We start from the raw sequence: 10,895 nt of genomic DNA, 5'->3' as shown, positions 1-10,895 counted from the left end.
CCATCAGAATAGTTCCTCGGGAACCGGAGCACCCCGCGCGGCGTCCAAGAAGGAGTAAGCGCAACGGGGGGAAGACAAGTTGACAAATCTGGATCTGGACACTGAAAGCATCGCGGAGTTCGCCACGCGGTTGGGCACTGTTGCCGACAACGTCGCGCAAGCTCGACAGGACGCGGCGGGTGGCGATCACTTGGCTCTGTCCACTGTGCTGGGGCTGATCGGCGGCGACTTCGTCGATGTCGCGAGCCGAGCACAGCAAGCGCACATCGACGACATCGATCGACTGTCCGCTGTGATCTCCAGCGTCCAGTCAGCCACCCGCGACGCTCACGCCGTCTATCTCGACTCCGAGGAATCTGTAAGAAGGACTCTCGCTGAAGCCGCACGCTCATGATCGACGTCGACGCACTCGCACTCGCACGACCGATCATCGACCTGGTCGACACTGTCGGGACTGGTGTCCCCAGCACAAATGGACCTGACGTCGGCATCCGAATCGCCACGGACGCCCTCGAGATCGCCTACCAACTGGGAAGCGCTGCTCTGAGCGAACTGGCGTCCTCTCAGAGCTCGTCCACGGCACTCACCGCTGCGGTGACCAAAACCGAGCAGACGCAGACGTCGACGCGAAACCTCGCCGATCGCGGAAACGACATCGCCGGCGTCGTGGACGAAGCGACAACGTCCGTGTACGCGGGAATGACCGAACTCGGTGAGATTCTCCAGTCCTTTCTGACACTCGCGATCAAGGCCGGGCCGACGCTGATGACACCGACGGGCCAATTGATGTTGTTGTCGGCCGCGTTGGAGCACCTCGGACGCGCGGTATCGGTTATCGAGCGGGTACGCGGTGAGTTGGCCGGGTCGACCGACAAGATGTCCGCACTCGTCCCGTCCGTCCCGATACCCGATCCCGCACCTGGGGTCTCCGAGTCGGCGGGTGGTTCCGGTTCCGCAAGTGGTTCCGGTTCCGCAAGTGGTTCCGGTTCCGTCGGTGGCGTTGAGGTCGAACTTCCCGACGGCTCGATTGCCACCGCACCGAACGCCGAGGCCGCTGCTGCCGTACGCAACGCGCTCACTCAACAGGGTGTCCCGTACGCCTGGGGAGGCACGACGCCGGGAGTCGGTCTGGACTGCAGCGGGCTGACTCAATGGGCGTACGGCCAGGCCGGAGTCGATATTCCGAGGTTGGCTCAGGAACAGGGAATCGGGAACCAGGTCGATCAGAACAATCTGATGCCGGGCGACCTCGCGGTCTGGGACGGACACGTCGCCATGGTGATCGGCAACGGTCAGATGGTCGAAGCCGGCGATCCTGTCGAGATCAGCGCCATCCGAACCACGAACAGCGGCATGGGCTTTCACGGCTTCTACCGTCCGACGGAATGACAGGGAATCATGCCCGAGAACAAGCGCGAATCACCGCCGATCATCACAGCCGTAGCCGTCAACCGCGCCAGAACCATCGCGGTCCGCGCCACGGAGCACGCCGTGCCCGTGGACCTGCGGATCAGCCAGGACGAACTGCGGTACGGCGGGCAGCGGTTGGCGCAGCAGATACTCACGCTGTGCTCACATGCAGCAATCGAAGCCGGCGCCCGCCATCGTGTGGAGCTCGAGGAGACCGGAGTCCCGGCAGCGATCCTCGATCGGCTCGGTCTACCGACCCGAGACGAACTGGCCGATGTCGACGCCGCCGAGGGCCAGAACCTTCCGTCGAGCTGGATGCGTTCGATATGAGCGAGATTGATCGAATCATGGAGCTGGCGAAACACCGGACGGGACTCTTGCAGGACGCCGTCGACGGGGTCGGCGCTCTTCGGGTAGTCGTCTCGAGCGAGGGTGGGATAGTCACGGCGACTGTCGACGGGCTGGGCGCTCTGGTCGACCTACGGATCACCGACGCAATCACCGCGATGAATTCTCAGACGGTGGCCGCATTGACGGTGGCCACGATTCACCAGGCAGTTCAACAGTCCAACGACGAACGCGAGCGACTGGTCAGTGAGCTCCGAGTAGCCCTGAAACAAACGTGACGAACCCCCGCTATGCCTTTCGCGCTGCGGTGGATAGGCTTCCGCCCATGGCTGGAGACATCGTCCCTATCGAAATCGGACTCACCGACGGAGACCTCGTCACTTTGTGGGCACCTCGCTGGCGCGAGGGCGACGACGAGTGGGAAGCGTTTCTCGGCCATGAGGAAGACCTCTACGGGTTCTCCTCCGTCGCGGAACTCGCGGCCTTCATCCGAACGGACTCCGACAACGACCTGGTCGAGCATCCGGCGTGGGCCGTCGTCTCCGGACTGTCGGCAGCCGAGTTGGAACCGGAAGAGAACTTCACGTTCGACTTCGTCGGCGTGCCGGAACTGGCCGCAGGTGACCCTGAGGCACTGGTGGTCTCGGAACTCGAAGACACCCTGAACATGGCTCGCAACATCGGTGAGGTGTGCGAACTCGACGCGGTCATCCGCTTCTTCAGCGGCCATCCGGTACTCGGCGCGCTTGCCACCGGCGCCGGCACCTTCGAAGGCCGCGAAGGCCTGGAGCTGTGGGACCAGGTCGGCGCTGCGATCGTCAAGGACTGGGACGCCGTTCTCGACGCCATCGACAAGGTGGTCACCTCCCCGAAGGTCGATGCAGCCGCCGTCGCGGTCGCCGAAGCTGAACTGCTCGCTGCCGCCGAGAACACCGTCGACGCCGACGATGTCGCCGAGGAGGGCGAGGACGAGGAATTCGACGAAGACGACCTCGAAGAGGACGAAGACGAAGTCGAGACCTTCTGGGGCGAGGTCGGTGTCGACCCGATCCGCATCATCACCTCGGCCGAGACGTTCTACACTCTGCGCTGCTACATGGGAGATCAGGCGATCTTCCTCGGCAAGGACGGACTGATCACCGTCTTCCGTAGCGAGCGCGCACTCGCTCGCTACCTCGCCGACAACCACGAACACGATCTCTCGCAGGTCAGTACGTACGGCGAAATTCAGAATGCGGCCGTCGACGGTTCACTCGAAATCGAGGTCACGGACGAGAACGTCTACGTTCTGCCCGGTATCGCCGACGACCTCGCCCAGGGCCCGGACGTCGTAGATGCCGAGCAGCTGGAACTCGCAGTCGAATTGTTCACCGATGCAGCAGATTTCGCCGACGACGACTCCACCGAGGAGGCTCTGTCCGCGTCGAACGAGCTGGGTTGGTACGTCTCGTACCTCCTCAACCCCGATCCGTCGCGGATGGCTCCGAGTGCGCCGTTCACCAAGGAATCCGAGGCCTGGCGCGAACTCGAACGCGAGTTCGAGGCCCGGCTTCGATCTGAGTAGTCGGGCGCACGTCATCTAGCCGATGAGCACGGCGTAGCCCGGCTTGATGACGTCGTCGATCAACGCGAGGCGCTCGTCGAACGGGATGAAGGCCGACTTCATCGCGTTGATGGTGAAGCGTTCGAGATCGGTCCATCCGTAACCGAAGGTCTCGACCAACGCGGCCATTTCCCGGCTCATGGTGGTGTCGCTCATCAGCCTGTTGTCGGTGTTGACGGTCACTCGGAAGCGCAAGTCCGCCAAGAGTCCGAACGGATGGTCCGCCAGGGCGGCTACGGCTCCGGTCTGCACGTTCGAACTCGGGCACAGTTCCAGGGGAATGCGCATGTCACGGACGTAGTTCGCGAGCCGACCCAACTCTGCCCCACCTTGCACTCCTACGTCGATGTCGTCCACGATCCGCACGCCGTGGCCCAACCGATCCGCTCCGCAGAAGGCGATGGCTTCGTGGATCGACGGCAACCCGAAAGCCTCACCCGCGTGAATCGTGAAGTGAGCGTTCGCATCACGCATGTACTCGAAAGCATCGAGGTGCCGGCTCGGTGGGTTACCGGCCTCGGCACCGGCGATGTCGAACCCGACAACCCCGCGGTCCCGGAATCGCACCGCGAGTTCGGCGATCTCCCGCGACCGCGCGGCATGCCTCATCGCCGTGAGAAGACAGCCGATGCGGATCTCCCGTCCCGCGACCCTGGCAGCGGATTCGCCGGCCCGGAAACCTTCGAGAACGTGCTCGACGACCTCGTCCAAACTCAGGCCTTGTTCCAAGTGCTGCTCGGGCGCAAAACGGACCTCGGCATAGACGACGTTGTCGTCGGCCAGATCCTCGGCACACTCACGTGCCACCCGTGCAAGCCCTTCGGGGGTCTGCATCACGGCGACTGTGTGCGCGAACGTTTCGAGGTAGAGCTCGAGCGATCCACTGTCAGCGGCAGTTCGGAACCATTGCGCCAGTTCGGATGCCGTATTCGCCGGCAGCTCGTCGTAGCCACATTGCTCGGCCAGTTCGAGAACGGTCTCGGGTCGGAGTCCTCCGTCGAGATGATCGTGGAGAAGAACTTTGGGTGCGCTGCGGATCGTGGTCAACTCCGGTGCGTTCATTCGCCAACGCTAACGCGAATCACCCACAATTCGCTCGATGAGCAACGGTCGCGAAACGGTGTCGGAATCGGTCCCGATCGACCATCCACCGCCGAGGCTTCGTCGCGCTGCATCAAATCTCTCGGGAGTGTCGGTGTGCAGTGTCATCAGCTTCTGCCCGGCACGGACCACGTCGCCAGGCTTTGCATGCATCTCGATGCCGGCACCGGCCTGAACGGCTTCGCCCTGCCGTTCGCGTCCGGCTCCCAGTTTCCAGGCCGCGATGCCCACCGCCATGGCGTCGAGTCGGGTCAGTACGCCGTCTCGGTCCGCGGTGACGACGTCGCTGTGCCGAGCTGTCGGCAGCGTCGCGTGTGGGTCCCCACCTTGGGCGGCGATCATCGCGCGCCACCGGTCCATGGCTGTGCCGTCGGACAGTTTGTCTGCGGGGTCGATACCGTCGATCCCAGCCGCGGACAGCATCTCCCGAGCCAGGACCAGGGTCAGCTCGACGACGTCCGACGGCCCGCCTCCTGCCAGCACCTCGACGGATTCACGTACCTCGAGGGCGTTGCCCGCCGTCAATCCGAGCGGGGTGTCCATCCCGGTGATGAGAGCGCTTGTACGCACGCCGGCGTCGTTGCCAAGCTCGACCATCGTGCGTGCCAACTCTCGCGCGTCGCCGAGGTCCTTCATGAACGCTCCGGAACCGACCTTGACGTCGAGCACCAGGGCGCCGGTTCCCTCGGCAATCTTCTTGCTCATGATCGAACTTGCGATCAGCGGAATGGATTCCACCGTTCCGGTCACGTCGCGCAGCGCGTAGAGCTTCTTGTCCGCGGGGGCCAGATTCGCTCCGGCAGCGCAGATCACCGCGCCGATTTTCGGGTCCGAGAGAATGTCGACCATCTCCGTCCCCGTGAGCTCGGCTCGCCAACCTGGAATGGCCTCGAGCTTGTCGAGAGTTCCACCGGTGTGGCCGAGTCCGCGGCCCGACAACTGCGGGACTGCAAGACCACAGGCAGCGACGAGGGGTGCAAGCGGAAGGGTGATCTTGTCCCCCACTCCACCGGTCGAATGCTTGTCGACGGTGGGCAGCGGCAAGTCCGAAAAGTCCATCCTCCCGCCGGATTCGATCATCGCCTCGGTCCATCGGCCGGTCTCTGCTCGCGACATTCCTCGGAAATAGATCGCCATCGCGAGCGCCGACATCTGCTCGTCGCCGACGACCCCCTGTGTGAACGCCTGAACTATCCAGTCGATCTCGGTTCCCGACAGCTCGCGGCCGTCACGCTTGGCGCCGATGATGGAAACTGCGTCAAACATGGCGGAGCCCCTCTGCTTGTTCCGGCCCGAAAGCATCAGGCAACAGCTCGCTCAGCGGCTTGAACCCACTGCTCGTGTCGACAAGCATCTCACCCCCGCCGTGCTCGAGGAGAAGCTGTCTGCACCGGCCGCACGGCATCAGAATCGAGCCCTTCGCGTCACAGCACGTGAAGGCAAGCAGCCGGCCACCCCCGGTGGCGGCCAAGTTACCGACGAGTCCACATTCGGCACACAGGCTCAAACCGTATGAGACATTTTCCACATTGCATCCTGAGACGATCCGACCATCGTCTACCAGGGCCGCTGCACCCACCGCGTACCCCGAGTACGGCGCATAGGCGTGCCGCATGACCACTTGCGCGTTGTGCCGCAACAACTTCCAGTCGATGTCACCCATGGTTCGTTATCCAATCACGCCGACTGAATGGATGCAGAAACCACGCCGAAACCGTCTCGGCGAGATTGGAAAGGCAAACCTTACAAAGAGTTTGGTACGCGTACGAATCCCGCATCTGATTAGTTCCCGGTTTCACATAGGTTTAGAGTCTGAGTCAAGTCGGTTCAGGATCCCGTCGAGCCCGGGCTGAGGTACATCGAAGCTCTCTGCAGGCTCGACGCGTCCACCAATGACGTTGGAGGCACAGCACTCGATGAGTACTACGACTGAAGCCGCTCCTCAGAAGGAGCGCACGAGGTCGCTTTACCGGGGCGACCCCGGAATGTGGTCCTGGGTTCTACACCGGATCACGGGCGTCGCTACTTTCTTCTTCCTATTCGTACACGTTCTCGATACGGCACTCGTTCGGGTCAATCCCGATACGTACGACGCCGTCATCGACACGTACAAGAACCCCCTCGTCGGCCTCATGGAGATCGGCCTCGTCGGCGTAGTCCTCTACCACGCCCTCAACGGCGTGCGCGTGATGTTGGTGGACTTCTGGTCGAAGGGCCCGAAGTACCAGCGCGTCATGCTCTGGACCATTCTGACGATCTGGTTCCTGGTGATGATCCCAGGCGCCGGACGCATCCTCATCAACATGTTTGCGGAGCACTGACATGGCGACTACTCACGGACCCGAAGCCAAGAGCCTGGGCACCTCATACGACCGTCCCGCAAGCCTGGACAACCCGCGGTCCCCGCGCGCGAAGGCTCGGAACAACTTCGAGTTGTACGCATGGCTGTTCATGCGCTTCTCCGGCGTCGCCCTGATCGTTCTGGTCCTGGGCCACATGTTCATCATGCTGATGCTCGACGGTGGCGTTCACCGTCTGAACTTCGCGTTCGTCGCAGGTCGCTGGTCCAGCCCGTTCTGGCAGTTCTGGGATCTGACGATGTTGTGGCTGGCACAGCTGCACGGCGGTAACGGTCTGCGCACGGTCATCGCGGACTACTCCCGCAAGGACTCCACGCGCTTCTGGCTGACCACGATCCTCGTTCTCTCGATGATCCTGATCACGGGCCTGGGCACGTACGTCATCTTCACCTTCGACCCCAATATCTCGGCGAGCTAGGGGAGCACAGACTTCATGCAGGAACATCGTTATGACGTGGTCATCGTCGGCGCCGGTGGCGCAGGCATGCGTGCGGCAATCGAAGCTGGCCCCCGCGCCCGCACGGCCGTACTGACCAAGCTCTACCCCACCCGCAGCCACACCGGCGCGGCCCAGGGCGGCATGTGTGCCGCACTGGCGAACGTGGAGGAAGACAACTGGGAGTGGCACACCTTCGACACCGTCAAGGGCGGCGACTACCTCGCCGACCAGGACGCCGTCGAGATCATGGCCAAGGAGGCCATCGATGCGGTGCTCGACCTCGAGAAGATGGGTCTGCCGTTCAACCGCACGCCCGAAGGCAAGATCGACCAGCGTCGATTCGGTGGCCACACACGCGACCATGGCAAGGCACCCGTCCGCCGTGCGTGTTACGCCGCCGACCGCACCGGTCACATGATCCTGCAGACGCTCTACCAGAACTGCGTCAAGCACGACGTCGAGTTCTTCAACGAGTTCTACGCGCTCGACATCGCCATCACCGAGACCGAGGACGGCCCGGTTGCCACCGGTGTCATCTGCTACGAGCTCTCGACCGGCGAGCTGCACATCTTCCACGCCAAGTCGATCGTCTTCGCGACCGGCGGCTCGGGACGCATGTACAAGACGACGTCCAACGCGCACACCCTCACCGGTGACGGCATGGGCATCATCTTCCGCAAGGGCCTGCCCCTCGAGGACATGGAGTTCCACCAGTTCCACCCGACAGGACTCGCCGGTCTCGGCATCCTGATCTCGGAAGCCGTCCGCGGTGAAGGTGGCATTCTCCGTAATGCCGACGGTGAACGCTTCATGGAGCGTTACGCACCCACCATCAAGGACCTCGCTCCTCGTGACATCGTGGCGCGTTCGATGGTCCTCGAGGTTCTCGAAGGCCGCGGCGCCGGCCCGAACAAGGACTACGTCTACATCGACGTGACGCACATCCCCGAGGAAGTTCTCGACGAGAAGCTCCCCGACATCATGGAGTTCTCGCGCACCTACCTCGGCGTGGACCCCGTCAAGGAGCCCGTGCCCGTCTACCCGACGTGCCACTACGTCATGGGCGGTATCCCCACCAAGATCAACGGTGAGGTGCTGCGCAACAACGACGAGATCGTCAAGGGTCTGTACGCGGCCGGCGAATGCGCCTGTGTATCCGTACACGGTGCAAACCGTCTCGGTACCAACTCGCTCCTCGACATCAACGTGTTCGGCCGTCGCGCCGGCATCGCTGCCGCCGAGTACGCGAACTCCACCGAGTTCGTCGACATGCCGGAAACCCCGGCCGCGATGGTCGAAGACTGGGTCGGCGTCATCCTGTCCGATCACGGCCACGAGCGCGTTGCGGACATCCGCACCGAGCTTCAGCAGTCGATGGACAACAACGCCTCCGTCTTCCGCACCGAAGAGCGCCTCACCCAGGCACTCAAGGATGTGCGTGCTCTCAAGGAGCGCTACAACCACATCACGGTCCAGGACAAGGGCAAGCGCTACAACAGCGACCTGCTCGAGGCCATCGAGCTGGGCTTCCTCCTCGAAATGGCAGAGGTCACCGTCGTCGGCGCCCTCAACCGCAAGGAATCGCGTGGCGGCCACGCTCGCGAGGACTTCCCGGATCGCAACGACGCCGAGTACATGAAGCACACGATGGCGTACAAGGAGGGTGACGGCCTGCTCTCCGACATCCGTCTGGACTACAAGCCGGTGATCCAGACCCGCTACGAGCCGATGGAGCGTAAGTACTGATGTCTGCGCCTGCTGTAGATGCACCCAAACTCCCCGCTGTTCCCGAGGGGGCCGTCATGGTCACTCTCAAGATCGCGCGGATGAACCCCGAATCGGGCGAGGGCCAGCACTGGGACAGTTTCCAGGTCCCGGCACTGCCCACCGACCGTCTGCTCAACCTGCTGCTGTACGTAAAGGGTTACCTCGACGGCACCCTCACGTTCCGTCGCAGCTGCGCACACGGTGTCTGTGGATCGGACGCCATGCGGATCAACGGTGTGAACCGTCTGGCCTGCAAGCTGCTGATGAAGGACATGCTGCCCAAGGACGGCAAGCCGGTCACCATCACGGTCGAGCCCATCAAGGGCCTGCCCGTCGAGAAGGACCTGGTTGTCGACATGGAACCCTTCTTCGACGCATTCCGCGCCGTGAAGCCGTTCCTCATCACCAGTGGCAACGAGCCCACTCGTGAGCGCATCCAGAGCCAGCACGACCGTGCTCGTTTCGACGACACGACCAAGTGCATCCTCTGCGCATGCTGCACCACGTCGTGCCCCGTGTACTGGAGCGACGGCAGCTACTTCGGTCCCGCTGCCATCGTCAACGCACACCGGTTCATCTTCGACAGCCGTGACGAGGCCGCTTCCGAGCGTCTCGACATCCTGAACGACAAGGACGGCGTGTGGCGTTGCCGCACCACGTTCAACTGCACCGACGCGTGCCCCCGCGGCATCCAGGTGACAAAGGCTATTCAGGAAGTCAAGCGAGCACTGCTCTTCGCTCGATAGTCAGGCCTTCGACCCTGTGCGCGGTTAGGGAGTCTCCGGACTCCTTGACCGCGCACAGCTATGTCGGGGGCATGTTGAGCGGTGTCACAACTTGAACCGGTGACGTCGTAAAGCCGAAGTGAGCGCCCATGGCGCCGTGTTCCTTCATGACCACCTGACAGGCAGTGCGAACATCCGCACGCAGATCGTGGTGGAGCACCGCTGATATTCGCCTCTCCCCCAGCAACTTTCGATTGTCACCGTCGAGATCGTGGGCGATGAAGACACTGCACTCCCGGTTCAGTTCTTCGAACGCGTCGACCGTGGCCAGGTTGCCACCACCGATCGAATACACGGCACGGATCTGCGGATCGGATTCGAGTGCCGCTCGCACCAGTTTCCTACTCGTCTGATCCAGACCGTCACTGTTCGGAATGTCGATCAACCGTCGATGCGGAGCCGAGACTCGCATGGCGGAGCGAAAGCCCATCTCCCGTTCTTCCTCCCCGCGGAAGAACCCGCTGCTCATGCTGACCAGCACGTTGCCGTCCCGATCCCCCAGCCACTGATCGATCAAATACGCGGCGGTGGCTCCGGCGGCTCGGTTGTCGATGCCGATGTAAGCGGCTCGCCTGCTGCCGGCAACGTCGGTCACCAACGTGACGACCGGAATCTTTGCCGCCACGAGCCGATCGATCGCCGCCACGACTTCCGCAGTGTCGGGAGCCTTGACGATGACACCGTGGGACCCGCGTCGGCGAATCTTGTCGAGCGTCGATGTCATCGCTTCTACCGAACCGGTTTCACGAAAGTGAAACCGGGACCGCACCACAGCGGGCGCAAGGGTCGGCAGTTCGGCCTCGAGCGCATCGCGGACGGCGTCGGAAAACCGTGCGGGAGTTTGCAACACGACGTCGACGATGAATGTTCGACCGACCAGTTTCAGTTGCGAGCGTTGACGTTCCAGGTCCGTGATCGCCTGGCGAACCTCCGATCGTGTGCCGTCGCGAACTCCAGGACGGTCGTTGAGCACCCGGTCGACGGTGGCCTCACTCAAGCCCGACTGTTGGGCGATCTCCCGCACTTTGAATCGATGCGCCACAACTACCTCACAATGATGGATATTTGATGGTTTTTCGCTG

Annotated in this window: 13 protein-coding genes; 9 read left to right on the top strand and 4 right to left on the bottom strand. The window is 62.8% G+C overall.

Annotation, left to right across the window (positions count from 1 at the left end; all coding sequences use genetic code 11):
* The first annotated feature begins 79 nt into the window (after positions 1 to 79).
* Genes BH682_RS10230 through BH682_RS10210 form a run of 5 tightly spaced genes read left to right on the top strand, consistent with a single transcriptional unit; the run spans position 80 to position 3,322 of the window.
* Positions 80 to 394, top strand: coding sequence for a type VII secretion target (locus tag BH682_RS10230; RefSeq protein WP_007727320.1), 315 nt, complete (start codon positions 80 to 82; stop codon positions 392 to 394).
* Positions 391 to 1,389 carry a C40 family peptidase gene (locus BH682_RS10225; RefSeq protein WP_075832810.1) on the top strand — a complete coding sequence of 333 codons (999 nt, stop codon included), beginning with the start codon at positions 391 to 393 and terminating at the stop codon, positions 1,387 to 1,389. The genes BH682_RS10230 and BH682_RS10225 overlap by 4 nt, the downstream gene beginning before the upstream one ends.
* 9 nt (positions 1,390 to 1,398) lie before the next feature.
* Complete coding sequence (locus BH682_RS10220) at positions 1,399 to 1,740, top strand: hypothetical protein (protein WP_065352208.1); 342 nt, start codon at positions 1,399 to 1,401, stop codon at positions 1,738 to 1,740.
* Positions 1,737 to 2,036, top strand: a complete 300-nt coding sequence (locus BH682_RS10215) for a YbaB/EbfC family nucleoid-associated protein (RefSeq protein ID WP_007727324.1) — start codon at positions 1,737 to 1,739, stop codon at positions 2,034 to 2,036. The genes BH682_RS10220 and BH682_RS10215 overlap by 4 nt, the downstream gene beginning before the upstream one ends.
* 47 nt (positions 2,037 to 2,083) lie before the next feature.
* The gene (locus tag BH682_RS10210) at positions 2,084 to 3,322 is read left to right on the top strand and encodes a hypothetical protein (protein WP_003940713.1); all 1,239 of its coding nucleotides are present in this window, start codon (positions 2,084 to 2,086) and stop codon (positions 3,320 to 3,322) included.
* A gap of 15 nt (positions 3,323 to 3,337) precedes the next feature.
* Here the strand turns inward: BH682_RS10210 and BH682_RS10205 are convergent, their stop codons facing one another.
* Genes BH682_RS10205 through BH682_RS10195 form a run of 3 tightly spaced genes read right to left on the bottom strand, consistent with a single transcriptional unit; the run spans position 3,338 to position 6,125 of the window.
* Positions 3,338 to 4,423, bottom strand: a complete 1,086-nt coding sequence (locus tag BH682_RS10205) for an adenosine deaminase (protein ID WP_050654872.1) — start codon at positions 4,421 to 4,423, stop codon at positions 3,338 to 3,340.
* Between the two features lie 9 nt (positions 4,424 to 4,432).
* Positions 4,433 to 5,728, bottom strand: coding sequence for a thymidine phosphorylase (locus BH682_RS10200; protein ID WP_075832808.1), 1,296 nt, complete (start codon positions 5,726 to 5,728; stop codon positions 4,433 to 4,435).
* Entirely contained in the window at positions 5,721 to 6,125 is a 405-nt protein-coding gene (locus BH682_RS10195; RefSeq protein WP_042923516.1) for a cytidine deaminase, read from the bottom strand. The genes BH682_RS10200 and BH682_RS10195 overlap by 8 nt, the downstream gene beginning before the upstream one ends.
* 253 nt (positions 6,126 to 6,378) lie before the next feature.
* Between BH682_RS10195 and sdhC the strand changes: the two genes are divergently transcribed.
* Genes sdhC through BH682_RS10175 form a run of 4 tightly spaced genes read left to right on the top strand, consistent with a single transcriptional unit; the run spans position 6,379 to position 9,774 of the window.
* On the top strand, positions 6,379 to 6,783 hold the full coding sequence (gene sdhC / locus BH682_RS10190) for a succinate dehydrogenase, cytochrome b556 subunit (RefSeq protein ID WP_020969155.1): 405 nt from the start codon (positions 6,379 to 6,381) through the stop codon (positions 6,781 to 6,783).
* A gap of 1 nt (position 6,784) precedes the next feature.
* Entirely contained in the window at positions 6,785 to 7,240 is a 456-nt protein-coding gene (locus BH682_RS10185; RefSeq protein WP_075832806.1) for a succinate dehydrogenase hydrophobic membrane anchor subunit, read from the top strand.
* A 15-nt stretch (positions 7,241 to 7,255) separates the two neighbouring features.
* Positions 7,256 to 9,007, top strand: coding sequence for a succinate dehydrogenase flavoprotein subunit (sdhA, locus tag BH682_RS10180; RefSeq protein WP_003941011.1), 1,752 nt, complete (start codon positions 7,256 to 7,258; stop codon positions 9,005 to 9,007).
* Complete coding sequence (locus BH682_RS10175; protein ID WP_003940925.1) at positions 9,007 to 9,774, top strand: succinate dehydrogenase iron-sulfur subunit; 768 nt, start codon at positions 9,007 to 9,009, stop codon at positions 9,772 to 9,774. Before sdhA ends, BH682_RS10175 begins: the two co-directional genes overlap by 1 nt.
* Before the next feature lie 58 nt (positions 9,775 to 9,832).
* On the opposite strand, the gene BH682_RS10170 is transcribed toward BH682_RS10175, so the two are convergent.
* Positions 9,833 to 10,855 (bottom strand): LacI family DNA-binding transcriptional regulator, encoded by a 1,023-nt coding sequence (locus BH682_RS10170; RefSeq protein WP_075832804.1) that lies wholly within the window; start codon positions 10,853 to 10,855, stop codon positions 9,833 to 9,835.
* Positions 10,856 to 10,895 lie beyond the last annotated feature (40 nt).

Origin of the sequence: Rhodococcus sp. YL-1, assembly GCF_001942025.1 — a bacterium.
Taxonomy (GTDB): domain Bacteria; phylum Actinomycetota; class Actinomycetes; order Mycobacteriales; family Mycobacteriaceae; genus Rhodococcus_F; species Rhodococcus_F qingshengii.
Note: the sequence above shows the minus strand (reverse complement) of the source record. Positions and strands in the feature narration are given on the sequence as shown.